Origin of the sequence: Micromonospora sp. BL4 (assembly GCF_003667505.1) — a bacterium.
Taxonomy (GTDB): domain Bacteria; phylum Actinomycetota; class Actinomycetes; order Mycobacteriales; family Micromonosporaceae; genus Micromonospora.
Genome location: NZ_RCVJ01000046.1, coordinates 1 through 19,258, shown reverse-complemented (window position 1 = coordinate 19,258; position 19,258 = coordinate 1). Strand labels below are relative to the sequence as shown.

Annotated in this window: 15 protein-coding genes; 5 read left to right on the top strand and 10 right to left on the bottom strand. The window is 71.3% G+C overall.

Annotation, left to right across the window (positions count from 1 at the left end):
• The 6 genes from EAD89_RS01955 to nhaA form a co-directional block, all read right to left on the bottom strand.
• Positions 1–714: dipeptide/oligopeptide/nickel ABC transporter ATP-binding protein (locus EAD89_RS01955; RefSeq protein ID WP_147458731.1), on the bottom strand; the 714-nt coding region annotated here is incomplete at its 3' end.
• Complete coding sequence (locus EAD89_RS01950) at positions 711–1,760, bottom strand: ABC transporter ATP-binding protein (protein WP_121674472.1); 1,050 nt, start codon at positions 1,758–1,760, stop codon at positions 711–713. The genes EAD89_RS01955 and EAD89_RS01950, both read right to left, overlap by 4 nt.
• Positions 1,757–2,644 carry an ABC transporter permease gene (locus EAD89_RS01945; protein WP_121674471.1) on the bottom strand — a complete coding sequence of 296 codons (888 nt, stop codon included), beginning with the start codon at positions 2,642–2,644 and terminating at the stop codon, positions 1,757–1,759. The genes EAD89_RS01950 and EAD89_RS01945 overlap by 4 nt, the downstream gene beginning before the upstream one ends.
• Entirely contained in the window at positions 2,641–3,597 is a 957-nt protein-coding gene (locus EAD89_RS01940) for an ABC transporter permease (RefSeq protein WP_121656028.1), read from the bottom strand. The genes EAD89_RS01945 and EAD89_RS01940 overlap by 4 nt, the downstream gene beginning before the upstream one ends.
• 6 nt (positions 3,598–3,603) lie before the next feature.
• Positions 3,604–5,280, bottom strand: coding sequence for an ABC transporter substrate-binding protein (locus tag EAD89_RS01935; protein ID WP_121674470.1), 1,677 nt, complete (start codon positions 5,278–5,280; stop codon positions 3,604–3,606).
• A 346-nt stretch (positions 5,281–5,626) separates the two neighbouring features.
• Positions 5,627–7,540, bottom strand: coding sequence for a Na+/H+ antiporter NhaA (gene nhaA / locus EAD89_RS01930; protein ID WP_121674469.1), 1,914 nt, complete (start codon positions 7,538–7,540; stop codon positions 5,627–5,629).
• Between the two features lie 91 nt (positions 7,541–7,631).
• Here nhaA and EAD89_RS01925 point away from each other — a divergent pair, with 91 nt between their 5' ends.
• Together EAD89_RS01925 and EAD89_RS01920 are read left to right on the top strand one after the other, a co-directional pair.
• On the top strand, positions 7,632–8,468 hold the full coding sequence (locus EAD89_RS01925; RefSeq protein WP_121674468.1) for an aldo/keto reductase: 837 nt from the start codon (positions 7,632–7,634) through the stop codon (positions 8,466–8,468).
• 166 nt (positions 8,469–8,634) lie between these two features.
• Positions 8,635–9,684 (top strand): SEC-C domain-containing protein, encoded by a 1,050-nt coding sequence (locus EAD89_RS01920; protein ID WP_121674467.1) that lies wholly within the window; start codon positions 8,635–8,637, stop codon positions 9,682–9,684.
• 54 nt (positions 9,685–9,738) lie between these two features.
• Here EAD89_RS01920 and EAD89_RS01915 read toward each other — a convergent pair whose 3' ends face one another.
• A complete protein-coding gene (locus EAD89_RS01915; protein ID WP_121674466.1) occupies positions 9,739–10,401 on the bottom strand; it encodes an HAD family hydrolase in 663 nt (220 codons plus the stop codon).
• Positions 10,402–10,532: 131 nt separating this feature from the next.
• On the opposite strand from EAD89_RS01915, the gene EAD89_RS01910 reads away from it, so the two are divergent.
• Complete coding sequence (locus EAD89_RS01910) at positions 10,533–11,027, top strand: DUF2231 domain-containing protein (protein WP_121674465.1); 495 nt, start codon at positions 10,533–10,535, stop codon at positions 11,025–11,027.
• Positions 11,028–11,047: 20 nt separating this feature from the next.
• Here EAD89_RS01910 and EAD89_RS01905 read toward each other — a convergent pair whose 3' ends face one another.
• From EAD89_RS01905 to EAD89_RS01895, 3 genes are all read right to left on the bottom strand, one after another.
• On the bottom strand, positions 11,048–11,488 hold the full coding sequence (locus EAD89_RS01905; protein ID WP_121674464.1) for a DUF1801 domain-containing protein: 441 nt from the start codon (positions 11,486–11,488) through the stop codon (positions 11,048–11,050).
• A 45-nt stretch (positions 11,489–11,533) separates the two neighbouring features.
• The gene (locus tag EAD89_RS01900; protein WP_158610695.1) at positions 11,534–12,190 is read right to left on the bottom strand and encodes a DUF998 domain-containing protein; all 657 of its coding nucleotides are present in this window, start codon (positions 12,188–12,190) and stop codon (positions 11,534–11,536) included.
• Between the two features lie 157 nt (positions 12,191–12,347).
• Positions 12,348–15,710: a S8 family serine peptidase gene (locus EAD89_RS01895; RefSeq protein WP_121674462.1), complete on the bottom strand. Its 3,363-nt coding sequence runs from the start codon at positions 15,708–15,710 to the stop codon at positions 12,348–12,350.
• Positions 15,711–15,950: 240 nt separating this feature from the next.
• Between EAD89_RS01895 and EAD89_RS01890 the strand changes: the two genes are divergently transcribed.
• Together EAD89_RS01890 and EAD89_RS30360 are read left to right on the top strand one after the other, a co-directional pair.
• Complete coding sequence (locus EAD89_RS01890) at positions 15,951–17,831, top strand: Xaa-Pro dipeptidyl-peptidase (protein WP_233578104.1); 1,881 nt, start codon at positions 15,951–15,953, stop codon at positions 17,829–17,831.
• Between the two features lie 154 nt (positions 17,832–17,985).
• Positions 17,986–18,402, top strand: a complete 417-nt coding sequence (locus tag EAD89_RS30360) for a hypothetical protein (protein ID WP_158610694.1) — start codon at positions 17,986–17,988, stop codon at positions 18,400–18,402.
• Positions 18,403–19,258: the final 856 nt, after the last annotated feature.

Below are 19,258 nucleotides of genomic sequence, written 5' to 3'. Positions count from 1 at the left end.
CGCCAGCGGGTCAGCATCGCGCGAGCCCTTCTCGACGAGCTGACCCAGGTACATGACAGCGATGTCGTCCGCCAGGTACTCGACGGCGGACAGGTCGTGGGTGATGAAGAGGCAGGCGAACCCGATGTCGCGTTGCAGGTCGGCGAGGAGGTTGAGCACCGACGCCTGCACCGACACGTCGAGCGCGCTCGTCGGTTCGTCCGCGATGAGCAACCGTGGCTCGGAGATCAGGGCCCGCGCGATGCTGACCCGCTGGCGTTGCCCGCCGGAGAGCTCATGGGGATAGCGGCGCGCCACCTCGGCGCGCAGACCCACCCGTTCGAGCTCCGTGGCGACCCGGGCCTCCCGGTCGCGCCGCGGGATCCGCTTCCCGGCCAGCCGCAACGGCTCGGCCACGACCTCGCCCACCAGCATCCGGGGGTCCAGTGAGGCGGCCGGGTCCTGGAAGACGATCGACACCGCACCGCGGTGTGGGCGTAGCTGTCGCCGGGACAGGTGCGTGACGTCCGTCCCGGCGATCCGGACCACACCCGCGGTCGGCTCCACGAGCCGCACCACGCATCGGCCGACCGTCGATTTTCCGGAGCCGCTCTCCCCCACCAGGGCCGTCACCCGGCCCCTCGGAATCGTGAGGGACACCCCGTCCACGGCGCGGACCGGGCCGAAGTGCATCACCAGGTCCTCGATCACCAGGGCGTCCGGCTGGGCCGTCATCGGTGCGCCTCCTCAACGTCGGATCGGGGTGACGGGCACGGGTGCCAGCATGCCGCGAGGTGGTCGGTGCTGCCGGCGGCCACCACCTCCAGGGGCGGCGCGGACTCGCGGCACCGCCCGTCCGCGGCGGGGCACCGGTCGGCGAAGGTGCACACGTCCGGCTGGACCGACAGGACGGGCACCAGACCGGGTATCTCCTGGAGACGGTCGGTGCCCGCGTGCCTGCCGGGCGTCGGTGACGCCGACAGGAGCCCGGCCGTGTACCGGTGGTACGGGTGCGCGAACAGGTCGGTGACCGCCGCGCGCTCCACCACCCGCCCGGCGTACATGACGACGACGCGGTCCGCGATGTCGGCGATCACGCCGAGGTCGTGCGTGATGACGAGGATGCTCGTGCCGAGCCGGTCGCGCAGGTCCCGGAGCACCTGGAGGATGCCGGCCTGGACCGTGACGTCCAGCGCGGTGGTCGGTTCGTCGGCCACCAGCACCTTGGGGCCGCAGGCCACCGCCATCGCGATCATCACGCGTTGGCGCATGCCGCCGGAGAGCTGGTGCGGATAGTTGTCGACGCGTTTCGCGGCGGACGGGATCCCGACGAGCGTCAACAGTTCGACGGCGCGTGCCCGGGCGGCCCGGCGGGACATCCGTTCGTGGACCTGGAGCACCTCCCCGATCTGACGCCCGACGGTGAGCACGGGATTGAGCGACGTCATGGGCTCCTGGAAGATGTAGGCGATCTCCTTGCCGCGTACGCGGCGAAGCGCCGCCTCGCGGGTGCCGACGAGTTCGGTGCCGTTCAGCCGCACCGATCCGGAGATCCGGGCGCTGCCGGGGAGCAGGCCCGCGATGCTCATGGCGGTGACGCTCTTTCCGCACCCCGACTCACCCACCATCCCGACGATCTCTCCGGGTGCGAGGTCCAGACTGACCCCGTCGACCGCCGAGACGTTCCCGGTCTCGGTGGGGAATGAGACCGAGAGGTCGCGTACCGCCAGGACGGGTGTGGCGACCGTCGCGGCGGCTCCCGCCCGTTCGGCCGTGGTCATCGCCGGTCTCCCTTCGGGTCGAGGGCGTCCCGGAGCGCGTCGCCGAAGACGTTGAACGCGAGCGCCAGTCCCATGATCACGACGCCGGGCAGGACCGCCGCCCACGGGGCTCGGGCGGCGAACTGCTGGGCCGTGGCCAGCATGGTGCCGAGGCTGGGGGACGGAGGTTGGATGCCGAGGCCGAGGAACGAGAGCACCGCCTCGCCCAGGATCGCGGCCGGGATCGCGACCGTCGCCTGCACCAGGATCACCGATGTCGCGTTCGGCAGGATGTGCCGGGCCAGCACCCACAGGTCGCTCGCGCCGTCCACGACCGCGGCGGCGACGAAGTCCAGCGACTTGAGCCGGAGCGTGTCCGAGCGGACCACCCGGATCACCCCGGGGATCTGGGCGATGCCGATGGCCACGGCGGCGTTGCCGAGGCTGGCGCCCCGGATGGCCGCCAGCCCGACCGCCATGATCAGAAACGGGAACGCCAGGAGCAGGTCGGTGAACCGTGAGATCACGGCGTCCCAGGCCCGGAAGTAGCCGGCGGCGAGACCAAGCGGGACACCGATGACCAGGGAGGTGGCCACCGCCAGCAGTCCCACCTGGAGCGACGCCCGCGCCCCGAGCATGATCCGGGACAGCACGTCCCGGCCGAGGTCGTCGGTGCCGAGCAGGTGGCCGGGGGTGCCGGGAGGCGCGAACGTACGGGCGAAATCGGTCTGGTCGACGGAGTAGGGCGCGATCCAGGGCGAGAGCAGCGCGATGGCGGCGGCGAGCGCCAGCACGACGAAGCTCACGACGGCGAGCGGGTTGCGTCGCAGCCGCCGCAGAACTCGCGTACGTCGGGTGATGCTGGCGGCACCGGTCTCCGCCATGGGAACGGTGAGGACGGTCATGCCGGATCTCCCGTCACCCGGATGCGTGGATCGATGACCGAGTAGAGCAGGTCAACGAGGAAGTTGATCACGATGTACGCCGTCGCGGTGAGCAGCACGACGGCCTGGATCACCGGGTAGTCCCGCTGGAACACCGCGTCGATGGTCATCTTGCCGAAGCCCGGCAGCCCGAAGATCTGCTCGGTGACGACGGCACCCGAGATCAGGCCCCCGAGCTGGAGGCCCACGACGGTCACCACCACGATCAGGCTGTTCCGCAGGGCGTGCTGGGTGATGACGGCTCGCGGCCGCAGGCCCTTCGCCTTCGCCGTCCGTACGTAGTCCGAGGAGAGCGAGTCGAGCATCGCCGACCGGGTCTGCCGCATGATGATGGCGGCGAGGCCGGTCCCGAGGATCACCGCCGGCAGGACGATGTGGTGCAGGTTGTCCACCGGATCCTCCAGAATCGGCACGAAGCCGGAGGCGGGAAACAACCCGGTCGCCACGGACAGGTACAGGATCGCGAGCAGCCCGAGCCAGAAGTGCGGCACCGACAGGCCGATCAGGGCCATGCCGTTGGCCACCCACTCCGCCGGGCGCCCGCGGCGGACCGCCGCGAGCACCCCGGCGCCGACACCGAGCGCCGTGGCGAGCAGGATCGCCAGGACGGAGAGTTCAACGGTCACCGGCAGGGCGGTCGTGAGCATCGACGAGACCGGCGTACCGGTGCGGATCGACACCCCGAAGTCGCCCTGCACCATGCGTTCCACGTACTGCGCGAACTGCACTGGCAGCGGCTGGTCCAGCCCGTAGTGCCGACGGATGGCTTCGAGGGCCTCCGGCGACCGGTCCTCCCCGGCCAGCGCGAGGGCCGGATCACCGGGGAGCGCCCGTACACCGAAGAACACCACGATCGTCGACAACAGCAGGGTCAGCGCCGACTGCCAGGCGCGGGTGAGGAGATATCGGGCCACGGCGACCTACTTGGTGAATCCGGCGAAGGCCGCGCGGATCACGCCGTCCGGGAAGACCTGCAGGCCCTGGATCTGCTTGCTGACGGCCGTGAGGTTGCGCTGCCGGTAGAGGTAGATCAGCGCGTCGTCCTGCTGGAGCAGCGTGACCACCTGCCCGTACAGCTTCTTGCGCTCCTCGGTGTCACCGGACTGGCGGGCCTGGGTCAGCAGGGCGTCGAGCTGCGGGTTGCTGTAGCCGGCGACGTTCTGGCTCGCGGTGGTGCCGACGAAGTTCGTGATGTTGGCGTCCGGGTCGATCCGCCCGCTCCACCCGAGCTGCAGCAGCTCGAAGTTGCCGCGGTCCTGCTCGTCGAGGAGCGAGGAGTACTCCACCGGGTTGATCTTCAGATCGAACCCGCCGTCCTTGAGCATGGACTGGAGCGCCTGCGCGAGCCGCAGCGTGTCGGGCGTGTTCGACGCGAGGAGCGTGACGGTGTACGGGGTCTGGACGCCCGCCTCGGCGAGGAGCTGCTTGGCCTTGGCGGGGTCGTGCGCCGGGCAGGCCTGCGCCTCGGGCGACGAGAACGGGCTGGCGGGAGAGATGGGTGAGCAGGCGGCGGTGTGGATGCCGTTGAAGACCGCGTCGACCAGGGCCTTGCGGTCGATCGCGTGCTCGAATGCCTGCCGGACCTTGGCGTTCTGGGCGAGAGGGCGGTTGATCGGCTTGGGCGGGGTGCGGACCCCGTCGACGTTGCCGATGTTGATGGTGAGGCCCTGGTAGCCGAGGGACTGCGACTGCAGGACGGAGACCGAGGAGTCCTGCCGCAGGGAGGCGACGTCCTGGGTGGAGACGCTGTCGGCGACCTGGGCGTCACCGGAGCGCAGGTTGGCCGCGCGGATGCTGGCGTCGCTGAGGATGCGCCACGAGATGCCGTCGAGGTGGACCTTGTCGGCCTCGTAGTAGTTCGGGTCCTTCACGACGTCGATGGAGTTCTGCGGCACCCGCTTGGCGAACTTGAACGGGCCGACGCAGACCGGCGCCGAGGCGAAGTCGTCGCCGAGGCCCTGCAACGCCTTGGTGCTCATGATCATGCCGGCGCGGTCGGCGAGCGCGCCGAGCAGGGGCGCGAACGGCTGCTTGAGCCGGAGGACGACGGTCTGCGCGTCGGGGGTGTCGACGCCGTCGATGGGACCGAGTTCGCTCTTGCGGGCCGAGCGGGCGTGGGTCAGGTGTCGCTGGACGGTGGCCTTGACCGCGGCGGAGTCGAACGGCGTCCCGTCCGCGAAGCGGACGCCCTGGCGCAGCGGGATGGTGACCGTCTTGCCGTCGCTGCTCGTGGTGGGCAGGGCGGTCGCCAGCTGGGGTACGACCTGCGCCTGCTCGTTCACGTCGTAGAGCTTCTGGCACATGGCCTGGAAGACGTAGCGGGAGTAGAGGCTGCGCGACAGTGTCGGGTCCAGCGCGTCGGGTTCCGCCGAGAGGGCGATGACCAGCTTGCCACCCTGCTTGACGGCAGCGGGGTCGGCCGGCGTACCGAAGGAATCCTGGCCTGCCGACTGGTTGTCGCCGGACTGGTTGTCACCCCCGCCGTCCGACACCGGTGAGCAGGCAACGACCGCGCAGGCAACAGCGACCGCCGCCACCGCGGCCCGGAGTGAACGGCGCCGGGGCAGGCTCGTTTCGCTGAGGGAGAGGTTCGTCATGGGGAGCTCCTCGAGTGGGCGATTTGGGGAGCGTATGTTGTATACGATGACCCACGCAAGACCTCTTTCCTGCCTCTCGACGGGGTTCACGGCTGGCGGGGTCGGTCGTGCAGAGCGGTCCGCGGCGCCGGCCCAACGACACGCCGGACGACGGCTGGGAGTCCCGGCCAGCTCGCCAACGGGCGATACCTCAGAGGCATATTTATGCCTGTGAGGTATCGCGCCCACGACACCGACCGGCCGGACGCGGTGGGAAGCGGTCCTGGGCGTCGCCGTCACCGTGACCGACGGGCGAGACCGCACGCGCAGGCCAGGGCATCTGCTCGCGGTGTGCACGAGCGGCGGGTCACCGCCCCGGATCGCGGCGGTGGTACTCGGGGCGAAGCTTCGCGCTGGCGAACGCCGACTTCACCGCCGCCGAGAGCGCGGCGATGTCGTACGCGCCGTGGTGACGAAGGCCGTTGATGAAGAAGGTCGGGGTGCCGGTGACGCCGCTGAGGTCGGCCGAGTCGACGTCCTCGGCGACCCGGTCGACACCCTTGAACTTGACCATGTGCTCCCGGAACCGGTCGAGGTCCAGGCCGATCTGTTCGGCGTAGCCGAGCACATCTTCGGGATTGAGAGCGTCCTGGTGCACGAGCAGCAGGTCGTGCATCTCCCAGAACCGGCCCTGCTCGCTCGCCGCCTCGGCCGCCTCGGCGGCGAGTTGGGCATGCGGGTGGACGTCGGTCAGCGGCAGGTGCCGCCAGACGTACCGGACGTTGGCGAAGTCGGCCAGCAGCTCCCGGACCACCGGTTCGGCCTGCCCGCAGTAGGGGCATTCGAAGTCGCCGTACTCCACGACCGTCACCGGCGCCTCGCGCGGCCCGCGCACGTGGTCGCGCTCCGGATCGACCGGCAGCATCAGGTCGACGATGCCCTCGGCGACGCCGAGCAGCGCGCGGGCGTGCCGCGCCGGCGAGAGCCGGGCCGCAGAGCGGAACACCAGCCAGGTGATGACGGACGCGCCGATCGTCGCGACCAGGATGCCGAGCTTCGCCTCTTCCAGGGCCTCGCCGCTCAGCGCATGGGTGGCGATCAGGAGGGCGACGGTGAACCCGACGCCGGAGACCGTGCCGACGCCGGCCACGGCGAGCCAGCCCACCGGCGGCCGGAGCCGGTTGCGTGTCAGTCGCTGCACCAACCACGAGGTGGCCGCGATCCCGGCCGGCTTGCCGACCAGGTACGCCGCCACGACGCCGAGCGTGACCGGCGAGGTCACGGCCCTGGCCAGGAGATCACCGTCGATCACGATCCCGACGTTCGCCAGCGCGAAGAGCGGTACGACCACGTAGCTCGCCCACGGGTGGTAGAGGGTCTGCAACCGCTCGTTCGGCGACAACGCCGAGGCGAGCCCCGCCCGGGCCGAACGGGCGAGCTGCGGGGTGGGCTGTTCCCGGAAGAGGCGGAACTGGTCGCTCGCCCGCTGGAGTTCGCTGCGGCCGGGGGCGTAGGCGAAGGACAGCAACCCCATCACCAGGCCCACCACGACCGGGTCGACACCGGACTCCGAGACCGCGACCCAGGCCGCCACCCCCAGCAGCCCGTAGACCGGCCCGAACCGCACGCCAGAGGCCCGGACGAGCAGCACGACGCCGAAGATCGCCGCAGCGGCGAGCAGCGCCGTCGGCGAGGGATGTTCCGGATAGGCGATCGCCAGCACCGCGATCGCGACCAGGTCGTCGATGACGGAGACCGTCAGCAGGAAACTCCGCAACCGATTCGAGAAGCGCGGCCCGAAGACGGCCAGCGCACCGAGCGCGAGGGCCGTGTCCGTGGCCATCACCGCGCCCCAGCCGCCCGCGCTGGTCTGGCCGGCGTTGATCGCCAGGTAGATCGCGACCGGGAGGAGCATGCCGCCGAGCCCGGCCAGCAGCGGCAGCGCCAGCCGACGCCGCTCCCGCAGCTCACCGATATCGAACTCGCGGCGCAGCTCCAGCCCGGCGACCAGGAAGAAGAACGTCATGAGGCCGCTGTTGATCCAGTAACGCAGGTCGTGCGACACGGGCCAGTCGCTGAGCTGGACGGAGAGGGACGTGCTCCAGAGCGACTCGTACGACGACTCGTGCACGTTGGCCCACAGGAGCCCCACCACCGCAGCGACCAGCACCACCCGTGCGCCGCCGGTCTCGGTGCGCAGGAACGAGCGCAGCGGAGCGTTGAGCCGACCGGCCCAGGCGGTCCGGGCGGACCATCCCCGCTGCGGGTCGGCGCTCGTCACGGGGACAATCCTTGTCGACCTGATCGCCACGTGGATCGGATTCGCGCACAAGCGGTAGGGTCCGATCACGGTCGACGAAAGGCAGTTCACCATGGCGATCCCCCACCTGACGGCCGCGGACGGCACCACGTTGCCGGCGATCGGGCTCGGGACGTACCGACTGAACGGCTCGGCGGGTGTCGACGCGATCGGCGAGGCGATCCGGGCGGGTTACCGGTTGATCGACTCGGCGGTGAACTACGAGAACGAGGGCGCGGTGGGCCGGGCCGCCCGTTCGGCGGGCGACGTACGGGACGAGCTGGTCGTCACCTCGAAGCTGCCGGGACGGCACCACCACTACGACGAGGCGCTGACCACCATCGAGGAGAGCGTGTTCCGCACCGGCCTCGACCGGATCGACCTGTATTTGATCCACTGGCCGAACCCGAAGGTCGACCTCTACGTGCAGGCGTGGCGGGCGCTGATCGAGGCCCGCGAACGTGGGCTGGTCCGGCACATCGGGCTCTCGAACTTCCTGCCCGAGCACATCGACCGGCTGGTGGCCGAGACCGGGGTCGCTCCGGTGGTCAACCAGATCGAGGTGCATCCGTACTTCCCGCAGCAGGAAGCGATCGACTACCACCGGGCGCACGGGATCCTCGTGCAGGCCTGGAGCCCGCTGGGCCGGGGCAACGACGTCCAGCAGCACCCCGTCGTCGTGGAGATCGCGGCCACCCATGGCATCAGCCCGGCGCAGACCATCCTCGCCTGGCACGTGACCCGCCAGGTGATCCCGCTGCCCAAGGCCGCCTCCCCCGAGCGGCAACTGGAGAACCTGGACGTCTTCGCTGTCAAGCTCACCGACGGCGAGGTCGAGGCCATCACCGCTCTGGGCCGTCCGGACGGTCGGCTCGCGGACCAGGACCCGGCGGTGTACGAGGAGTTCTGACCGGAGCCGTACGCCGGGACCGGCGTTGGCCGGTCGACACGGAGCGTGACGGCCGCGCGGGCCGGACACTGCGGTGATGACCGTCATCTTCGCCGGGAGCGGCGTGAGAGCGGCGTTACAGCGGATCTGCCGGCACACCGGGAGCAGCCCGACGTAGCGTGAGATCGTGCCGACGACAGACGTACTCACCAAGGCCGACCTCGCCGAATTCCGCCGCTCGGCGCTCGGGACGGCCAATCCGCTCGGTGTCGCGGCCGAGATCGCCGACGCGGTCGAGCAGGACCGGCTGGAAGATCCGGACGACGCCGGGGACGCGCTGACGCTGGCCGCCGAGATCGCCGAGATCCGGGGACGATCGGATGCCGCGCTCCGGTACGCGGACCGCGCCCTGGCGGCGTACCCGTCGGAGGACGACCCCCGGGCCGGGTTCGCCCGAGCGTTGCGGGCCCGGACCCTGTTCCAGGCCGTCGGCCGGGAGGACGAGGCGATGGCGGAGCTGACCGCGCTCCGCCCGCTCCTGCTCGTCCAGCCCGACGCCCCCGCCTACGTGAGCGCGGCGCTGGACTCCGGTGGTCGTTCGGCGATCGCCGAGAAGTGGTTGAGCGAGGCGGTCGACACCCTGCTCGGCGAGCGCGCCACCGCCGCCGGCACACCGGCGCAGGCCAGCACCGCCGTCGAGCCCGCGGTCGAGGTCGGCCCGCCGGAATCGCCCGGTGTCCTCTTCTTCCTGCTGCAACAGCGGCACCGGGTACGCCGGGACCTCAACCTGCCGCACGACCGGCACGACGATCTGGCGGACCGGCTGGAGACCCAGCTCGTCCGTCGGGCCGCGCAACGGGAGGGCGCTCAGCAGGACCTGCTCTTCTGGCCCCGCCCCGAGTTCGACCGCCTGCTGGCCGAACACCCGGATCTGACCGAGGCGTACGGGTCGAACTGGGACGCGCACCGGGCCCGGCTGGAGAAGGAGCTGACCCGGCTGGCGAACGCGGGCGGGACCGGTCTGGGTGTGCTCAGCGCGACGGTGGCCGGACTGGACTCCCATGCCAGCCGAGGCAACGGCGATCCGACCGACCCCCGGATCCGGGCCGGCTACGCGGGCGAGCTCGCGGCTCGACCGAGCGCCCGAATCCCCTGGCCACCGGAGCGCAACGACCTTTGCTGGTGCGGCTCCGGCCTGAAGTACAAGAAGGACTGCCTGCCCCGCTCCCGTAGCTGAGGGCCGACTCCAGGGCGCCCGAGCCGTCGAGGCCTCCTCGGGCGGTCGTGCCGCCTATCGGAGGACCTCGGTCAGCTCGGACAGGTCGGCGATCTCGTACGCGATCGGGGCGTCGCTCGGCGCGGTCTGCCGCCGGTGGTTCACCCACACGGCCCGGATGCCCGCCGCGGATGCCCCGGCCACGTCGGCGGTGAGCGAGTCACCGACGTGCAGCACCTCGTGCGCCTCCAGCCCGAGGGCGGCGAGCGCCCGACCGAACATGGCCCGGTCCGGCTTGTACGCGCCGGTGCCCTCGCTGGTCACCACGGCCGCGAAGGCCAGGCCGTGGTGGGCCGTCGCCGCACACAGGTCATCTGTGTCGACGTCGGAGACGAGGCAGATCGGCACCGTGACACGGGACAGGAACTCGCGGGTGCCGGGCCGCAGCGGCGGCGAGCGCCAGTACCTGAACTGTGCCGCGCACAGGGCGGCCGGGTCACCCGTGCACCCGACGTCGGCCATCACCGAGGCCAGACTCGTCATCGCGCTGTCCCGCAACGAGCGGAACCGCGGCCCGGACGCGACCGCCTCGAACTCCGCTCCCCACGCCGCGACGACCTCGCGGCCGGAGACCGGCACCGACGCCCGGGCGGCCACCTGGTCGGCGATCTCGGCCATCAGTGCGTCGTCGTCCTCGACCACCGTGCCGTAGAAGTCGAGCAGCAGTCCCTTGACCACCGTCGCACCCTACCCATCGCCGCCGGCCGGCCGGGCACTCGCCGACCGGGGGCTGACACACCCCGCCGGTACCGATAGCGTCCTTCCCCGAACGATCAATGCCCCGCCCGCCATCGTCGGAGGAGACGCCAGTGTTCGAGGAGTTCATGGGCATCCCCGCCCACCCTCTCGTGCTGCACGCCGCGGTCGTGTTCGTGCCGCTGCTGGCCCTCCTGACCGTGGCCTACGCGCTCGTCGCACCCGTCCGCCCGCACACCCGCTGGGTGCTGGGGCTGCTCGCCGTGGGCGCGCCGCTCGCCGCGCTGTTCGCGAAACTCTCCGGTGACGCCTTCTTCGACCGTATGCGGTCGGCCAACCGGGTCACTCCCGAGTTCGTGCCGACGATCGAGGCCCACCAGCAGTTCGGCGACATCACGCTCTGGGCCACCATCGGGCTGGCGATCGTGGCGCTGGCGCTGGTCCGGTTCGTGCCGCCCCACGCCGCCGAGGCGAGCGCGACCGGCGGCAACGGCCGGGCGCTGACCCTGTCGTTGCAGGTGCTGTCGCTGGTGGCCGCGGGCGTCGCCCTGTACTACGTGATCCGCACCGGCGACTCCGGCGCGAAGGCGGTCTGGACCGGTCAGTGACCTGACCGGGCGGGGCCGGGTCAGCGTTGGCTGGCCCGGTCGACGCCCCGATGCCCCCGCGTGGTGCGGTCGATCAGCTCGCGCAACGCGCTCTCGTCGACGGTGTCGAGCCGCTTCAGGTAGAGGCAGCCCTTTCCGGTGCGGTGCGGGCCGAGCCGTTCGAGGATCCCGGCGTACCGGTCCTCGAAACCACCCAGCAGGTAGACGACGAGATGCTGCTTGCGCGGCGAGAAGCCCACCAGTGGCGCGTCGCCCGTACGCCCGCTGTCGTAGGTGTAGTGGTAGCTGCCGAAGCCGACGATGCTCGACCCCCACAGCACCGCCGGCTCGCCGGTCACCTCGCTCATGATCGCGCGGAGCCGCCCCGCGTCGGCCCGCCTACGCTCATCGGGAACCGCGGCCAGGAATTCGTCGACGCTGACCTCGGTCGGGACCGTCACCGGCTCTTTCGATGTCGCCATGACGGGATGCTCTCACGCCCGTACGACGAGGAGCCGCCACGCCGGTCAGGCCACCTCCTGGCGCGCTCGCCAGGAGAGGGCGACGAGCCAACCCGAGATGATCACCGCTCCGACGGCGAAGCGGATGCTCGCGCTCTCCTCACTCCACGGCAGGGCCGTGAGCACGAACGCGAGGACCGCGCCGGCGGCGCTGTAGACCGCCCAGCCCCGCCGCCCCTGGCCGGCGAACCGCCGGGCGAACAGCAGACCGGCCGCGATCAGCGACAGGAACGCCGCGGCGCCGCAGACGGTGTGCAGGATGCTGCCCGTGCTGGCCGTCGCCGGAAGTCCCGCGGGGGCGCCCGGCGGCCAGCCGAGCGCGGGGTCGGGCACGAAGATGCCGCCACCGACCATCGCCACCCCGTAGACGCCGACCAGCACCGGCCCCGCCGTGCCGGCCCGGCCCGGACGCAGTGCGCGCCACAGGCCCACCGCGAAGGCGAGGGCGAGCAGGCCGGTGCCCACGAACGCGACGAACTGCAACCAGCCGAGGTCACCGAGGGTGAGCGCGCTCAACGCGTGGCGGCGCAGGTCGAACCCGGATCTGGTGAACGCCTGCCCGAACGACAGGACTGGGAAGAGCAGGCCGGCGATCATGCCGCAGCTCAGGAGGAGTCGGGTGCGGCGTTGGACGGACACGGCCCGCTCGGGGGCAGTGGTCAAGGACGTCATGTGGGTGCCTCTCGTGTCGACGTCACGGTTCACCGTCACGACGAACGAGACCCGGCCGGATCGACACCGCCGGCACATTACCGCCGGTCGGTCGAGGATGCCGGTGCGGCCCGGTCGGAGGGCCGGGCCGCACCAGCTCTGGTGACGATCAGCCGGCGTTGTACGCCCGGATGATGGTCTGGTCGATACCACTACCGCCGTTCGCGGCGGCCTTCACCCGCAGCGAGACGGGCTTCCCGGCGGCGGCCTTCGGCAGCTCGGCCCGGTAGCCGTCACCGCCGCGGCTGACCCGGGCGGCCTTCCAGGTGGCACCGTCGTCGGTCGACGTCCAGACCTGGAACGCGGTCACCTTCTGCGGCTTGACGCCGTGCGCCTGACGAACCGCGAACTCCGCCGTTCCTCCGGTGGCGTGGTTGGCGGTGTCCATCGGCAGGGCGTAGTCGACCGCGAGCAGCGGCAGCGGCACGCTTCCGATTCCGTCCGGCCCGGCGGACCGGAACGTCCACGAGGTGGTGACCCTGGTCGAGATCGGCAGGATCAGGCTCGTTTCGACGTCGAGGGTCACCCGGTAGTCCGCCGCCTGTTGCGGGACGGTGAAGTCGGCGAGCGGGCGGTCCCGCTCCTCGACCAGCTTGCCGTTGCGGTAGAGCGACAGCTTGCGGTTCACCCCGATCGAGCTGCCCTGGAGGCAGTCGGCCCGCTGGTGCTGGTCCACCAGGGACGCCAGGTCGATGTGCAAATTGCCCCGGGTCCGCGACGGTGGGGTGGCGCAGCTCCAGTCGGCGCCGGCCGGGTCGTCGTACCAGCCGGAGTGCAGCGGCTGCCGCGCCCAGATCTTGCTCTGCCGACTGCCCGGCCGGTAGCTGCGGGGCGCCTCCTGGGCGGACAGGCCGCCGTAGACGCCCTCGTCCATCCAGAGGATGCCGGGCGTGACGTAGTCGGTCCGGTACGGCGGCAGGTTGCCCTCGTGGGTCTGGGTCACGCCCACCCCGTCCGGCGTGAGGCCGGTGCGGATCAGCTGGGTGACCATCCCCGGCGAGTCCATCTGGTGGAAACGCTCGTCGATCCGGGCCAGCTTCGACTGTTCCGCAGCGGTCACCCGGTACGCGGGATCGGCCGGCACGCCGTTCGCGTACTCGTGAACCAGGTTGTAGCGGTACGGGTCGGCCGTGCCGGCCGGCGAGTCCAGATTCACGGCCGCCCAGGTGCGCCGCGATCCGATGCCGGGCTTCGGCAGTGCGGAGGTGCGGACGGCCGTCGCTGCCCCGTACCCGCTGATCTGGTTCCACCAGGACAGCCCGTTCGGCGCGGTCTGGAGGCTGGTGAGATCGACCCGGGTGGGGTTGGCGGCGACACCGTCGACCGTCGCCGTCACCGGCTTGGCGCGCGCCGGGTCGAGCGTCACGCTCCGGGCGGCGTTCACGTTCAGGTCGGTCTCACCGACGAGCGTCGTCTCCAGCACATCCTTGTCGACGTAGTAGGCGTCGGAGGAGGCGAGGATCGCGTACCGGCCGGCCGGCACCCGCGTGGTGAAGGTGTCTCCGGGCGCGCCGCCGAGGCCACCGTAGTAGATCACCGGGTCGGTGAGGTTGGTGACCAGAATGTTGGTCCAGCTCTCCGCGCCCTCCTCCAGGCCGGGCAGTGGCTTCGTGTGGATCGCCAGGTCATAGCTGGGCGGCTCGACGTAGAAGCTCACCGGAGTGGTCGAGACCAGCTTGCGGCCGGCGGTGCGGGCGGTGACGGTGGCCAGGTAGAAGCCAGGCCGGTTCGTCAGCGCCGCGCGGTTGATCCGGAGGGTCGCCCCGGCGGTGGCGCCCCGCTTGAGCGTCACCCGGCTCGTCGAGAGCGACGCCGTGCCCCGTGGCACCGACGCACCGCCGTGGTCGATCACCGTGACGTCGAGGTCGAGGACGGCCGTCGCCGAGGTCGACGCACCGGTCCAGCTTAGCTTCGCCTCGCTGGCCCCGGACTGCGGGTACGCGAAGGTGCCGAGGTTGACCACCGGCTGGTTGCTGACCGGGCCGCCGAGGGCCCGGGCCGCGTTGAGCCGACCGGCCCCGACGGCGTACGCGTCGACGCCGGTCAGCGGGTCGGCGGCACCGACGAGCGCGGCCTTGAGCTGCTCACCGGTCCAGTCCGGGTGTCGCTGGGCGAGCAGCGCTGCACCGCCCGCCGCGTGCGGGCTGGCCATCGAGGTGCCAGAGATGCCCTCGTAGTACCTGTCGATCGGGTCCTGGAGGTCGGTGCCGGCGGCCCGGGCGGCGACGATGTCGACGCCGGGCGCGACCAGCTCCGGCTTGGCCACGTTGCTGGTGACCAGCGGTCCACGGCTGGAGAATTCGGCGAGCTTGTCGTCGCGGTCGACGGCGCCGACGGTCAGCGCGCTGGCCGCGGACCCGGGCGAGGAGATGGCTCCGCCGCTGTTGCCGGCGGCGATGACGAAGAGCGCGCCGGTCTGCTCGCTCAGGCCGTCGACGGCGAGCGAGAGCGGATCGTTGCCGTCGTCCGGGTCGCTGCCGCCGAGGCTCATGTTGATGACATCGGCCCGGCTGGCAGCCCACTCCATGCCGGCGATGATCCCCGAGTCCGCACCGGAGCCGTGATCGTCGAGTACCTTGCCGATCACCAGCTGGGCGTCCGGCGCCACGCCGCGACGCTGGCCCCCGGCGGCAGCGCCGGTGCCGGCGATGGTCGACGCGACGTGCGTACCGTGACCGTTGTGGTCGACGGCGTCGCCGCCCTCGGCGGTGAAGTCGGCCCGGTCGGCGACCCGGCCGACCAGGTCCGGGTGGGTGAAGTCGGCGCCGGTGTCGAGCACCGCGACCCGGGCCCCCTTGCCGGTGTACCCGGCCTTCCAGGCGTCCGGTGCGGCGATCTGACCCAGGTTGCGGTCCAGGTCACCGTGCTGCCCGTCGCCGTGTCCGCCGGTCAGCGCGGTGGCGCGGACCTTGCGGTCGAGCCAGACCTTCTTGGCCCCGGCGAGCAGCGAGTTCGTCGCCAGCTTCGCGGTGGCCGGGCTCTTCTTGGGTACGTGGCCAGCCACCGCGCCGATGCTCGGCAGCGACAGCACGTCACCGAGGGCCGCCACCCGGGCGGACGCGTTGGCGGGCTGCACGATGACGGGCAGCTCCGAGGTGTTCTCGTCGTCGTAGCCGTCCGCGATCAGCGCGGTGACGTCGAAGAGGTCGGGGTCGAGGACCGAGCCGATCTGGGACGCGACACGTGCGGGTACGACGTGCAGGTGGCCGTCGGGCCCACAGGTCTGCCGGATCACCGCGTTCGGGTCGACCGGTCGCACCGTGGCCCGCGCGCATCCCGTTCCGGTGCTGCGTACGGTCACCACATCGCCGGTCAGCAGGGTGACCGTGTGCGTCTTACCGTCGGTCGAGCGGGCGGGTACGGCCGCCGGAGTGGCACCGCTGGGGCCGGCCGTGGCGGAACCACCCGGCACGGCGGTCAGTGCCGTGGCTGTGACGGCGACGGCCAGCAGCCACCGCGTTTTTCTGAGCATGATGCTCCTCGTCTTGTGTGGACGGACGCGCCCGTGGCGCGGCCTGGCCGCAAGATCATATGTGCGTATGCGTGATTTTCGTGGTCTCCGGCCGCGCTTTCGTCAGAGGCGGAACGACTCCCGATCCTTACTCGCAGGGATCGACGGAACGTCCGCCCGGGCCTAGCATGGGCCTGAATGGATCTTCGAGATCCAACTCGGCCGACCCCCGGCAACCAGCCCGACCGAAGGGAAACGCGCGTGCGTCGAACCCCCTTGGCACTACTCGGCGTCGGTGTGTCCGGCGCCCTGCTGTTGAGCGCAGCCCCGGCCGCGGCGGCGGCCCCGCCCGCGGCGCCCACACCGACCGGCATCGTGGTCAGCGACGGCATGACCCAACCGGTGTTCTCGCTCGCCGACGCGATCGAGGAACGCGTCTACGTCCAGACCCCGGTGGACACCGACCACGACGGCCGCCCCGACCGGGTGGCGATCGACATCTCCCGGCCCCGGGAGACGGCGACCCAGGGCTTCAAGGTGCCGGTCATCTTCGAGCACAGCCCGTACCGCAAGGGCACCTGGGGCGACGTGCCCTACCCGAGCGTGCTGGTCGACGACCTGCCGCAGAACGGCTTGTCCGACCGTTCCGGGCGTCGGGCGCTCGGCGCGGAGGCGCAGCGGGCGCAGGCGAAGGCCAACCTGCCCGGCTCGCTGGACGACTACTACGTACCGCGGGGGTACGCGGTGGTGCTCGGCCAGAGCGTCGGCACCGGCGACTCGGACGGCTGCCCGACCAGTGGCGACCAGGCCGAGACGCTCGGCACCAAGGCTGTCATCGACTGGCTGAACGGTCGGGCGAAGGGGTACGACGCCAACGGCGCCCCGATCACGGCCGGCTGGACCACCGGCGCGGTCGGCATGACCGGCGTCTCCTACAACGGGACGCTGCCCAACCAGGTGGCCACCACCGGCGTCCGGGGCCTCAAGACCATCGTGCCGGTCTCCGCGATCAGCAGTTGGTACGACTACTACCGCGCCAACGGTCTGGTCGTCGCCCCGGGGACGTACCAGGGCGAGGACACCGACATCCTGGCCCAGTACACCGCTGGGCAGGCGCGTGCCGAGGGGCAGTGCGCCGACGAGATCGCGAAGATCACCGAGGAGCAGGACCGGGTCACCGGCGACTACTCGACGTTCTGGAAGGACCGCGACTACCTCGACGCCCGGGACGTGGAGGCGAGCGTCTTCGTCGTGCACGGCCTGAACGACTGGAACGTCAAGACCGAGCACTTCGCCGGCTGGTGGGACGAGCTTGCCAAGCGCCATGTCCCGCGCAAGATCTGGCTGCACCAGGGCGGGCACGGCGGTCCGGGCAGCAGCGCGTCGGTGACCCTGCCGGACGGTCGGACGTGGACGTACAAGCAGACGGAGAACCGCTGGTTCGACTTCTGGCTGTGGAACGTGCGCAACGGGATCATGGACGAGCCGACCGCGGTGCTGCAGCGCGAGGACCGGGCCTACACCACGTACGCCAACTGGCCCGACCCGGCAGCGCGTGAGGTCGGCTTGCGGTTCGCCGCGACCGACGCGACCGCCCCGGGGGCGCTCACCACGGGTAAGCCGCCGAAGGCCAAGGTGGAACAGGGCTTCGTCGACGAGGGCCGAACCATTCACCCGGACACCCTGGTGTCCAACCCGGACACCGCCAGCCCGAACCGACTCGCCTACCGCTCCCCCGCGCTGACCCAGGACGTCCGCATCTCCGGACGCCCGGAGATGCGGCTGCGGATGGCGATCGACAACAAGCCGGACGCGAACCTCACCGCGTACCTGGTCGACTACGGCCCGGCCGGCTCGACCGCCGCGCCGACCGTGGTCACCCGGGGCTGGATGGACCCGCAGAATCGCAAGGGTCCGGCCCGCACCGAGCCGGTGAAGCAGGGCAAGCTGTACGACTACCGGTGGACCCTGGAGCCGAAGGACTACATCTTCCCGGCGGGCCACCGGATCGGGGTCGTCGTCTTCTCCAGCGACCAGGAGTACACCCTGCTGCCGCTGGGCGGCACCGAGCTGCGGGTCGCGCCGAACGACAGTGAGCTGCGGCTGCCGGTGGTCGGGGGGCGTGCCGTACTCGGTTTCTGATCAGTTCTCGCGAACAGGTGGGGCGGTCCGACGTGTCGGACCGCCCCACCTGTGTTTGGCGTGCGAAGGCCCGGGAAGACCTCGCCGATCGGGCCCAGGCGACCCGCCACGCCCGTTGTCCGGCGGTGCCGGCGAGACCAGAGGAGGAGCGAGGATGGCCGCAGGCAGCAGGACCGTCCGGGCGCGCGGGACGACCGAGTCTCGCAAGGCCACCGGTGCGAAGAAGATGCCGCCGAGCCGGAAGGTGGCGGCGAAGAAGGTCGCCGCCGCCACGAAACGGGCCACCGGCGCGAGCGCGGCCAAGACGCCCGGGGGAAAGCCCACGCCGACCACTTCCCGCGTCGCGCGGAAGACGGACGTCTCCGCCACCACGGCCACGCCCACCCGCAGGCCGACGGCGAAGGCCGCCGCCGCCAAGAACGCTCCGCCGAAGAAGGCACCCGCGAAGAAGGCGCCCGCCAAGAAGGCCGCGTCGGCCCGGGCCCGCACCACGTCAGCGACCACGGCGCCGGCCAAGAAGGCGACCACGATGGAGTCGTTCGGCAACCGGCGTACGCCCCGGAAGGTTTGATCCCACTCAGGCACGGTCGCTGCCGGGTACGGACGAACTCGTGCATCCGCGGTCCGGCGTAGCGGATCCCCACGCGGATGGGCCTTTTGTCCGGTCCGTGAATGGACGTTTCCGCACCCCGCCGCTGCTGACTGCTGCCCGGCTGGCTCGCAGCGGGGCCGGCCACGGGCGGCATCCGCACCCGAGAGCGGTATACCTCAGAGTCATATTTATGCCTCTGAGTCATCGGCCTCAACCCAGTGGCCTCGCCCGCCCGGCCCGTTTGCGCGTGTCTCCCCGGGCACTGTCGGCTCGGCTCGGCCACTGAGAGGTGATCGACTCCGTATCGCCGACAACGGACATCCTGCGCCCGGGACACCACGACATCGCCGATACCGAGTCGATGGCTGACCACGCTGCCCACCCCGCCGCACCCTCACGGACCCTCACGCGCCCTCACGGACCCTCACGCGCCCTCACGGACCCTCACGCGCCCTCACGCGCCCTTATGCACCTTATGCACCCGACCGAGGCGTATCTGATCGGCCTGCTGCGGCGCCGCCGGTAGCGTCCCCGGGCGGCCGGCGCCCAGCCGGGAGCGGCCCGGACGGCGGAAGATCCGTTCGCGCGCCAGCGACCGCAACGCCTCACAGGCGGACCGTTCTGGCGGGCCGGTGCCGCGCCGGATGGGCTGGTTGCGGGTTGATCGACTCGGTATCGCCGATATCGGGGCATCCGCAAGCCCCGGACACCGCGACATCCCCGATATCGAGTCGATCACCCCGAAGAGGCACTCCCCAGGCCTGGCCGGCGGGGTCGTCAACGAGCGTGATACCTCAGAGGCATATTTATGACTCACAGGTATACCGCTCACCAG

Coding starts and splice junctions, on each gene's coding strand:
- EAD89_RS01950 (WP_121674472.1), bottom strand. CDS start 1,760: ATGACCACGGCCGAACGGGCGGGAGCCGCCGCGACGGTCGCCACACCC.
- EAD89_RS01945 (WP_121674471.1), bottom strand. CDS start 2,644: ATGACCGTCCTCACCGTTCCCATGGCGGAGACCGGTGCCGCCAGCATC.
- EAD89_RS01935 (WP_121674470.1), bottom strand. CDS start 5,280: ATGACGAACCTCTCCCTCAGCGAAACGAGCCTGCCCCGGCGCCGTTCA.
- EAD89_RS01925 (WP_121674468.1), top strand. CDS start 7,632: ATGGCGATCCCCCACCTGACGGCCGCGGACGGCACCACGTTGCCGGCG.
- EAD89_RS01905 (WP_121674464.1), bottom strand. CDS start 11,488: ATGGCGACATCGAAAGAGCCGGTGACGGTCCCGACCGAGGTCAGCGTC.
- EAD89_RS01895 (WP_121674462.1), bottom strand. CDS start 15,710: ATGCTCAGAAAAACGCGGTGGCTGCTGGCCGTCGCCGTCACAGCCACG.
- EAD89_RS30360 (WP_158610694.1), top strand. CDS start 17,986: ATGGCCGCAGGCAGCAGGACCGTCCGGGCGCGCGGGACGACCGAGTCT.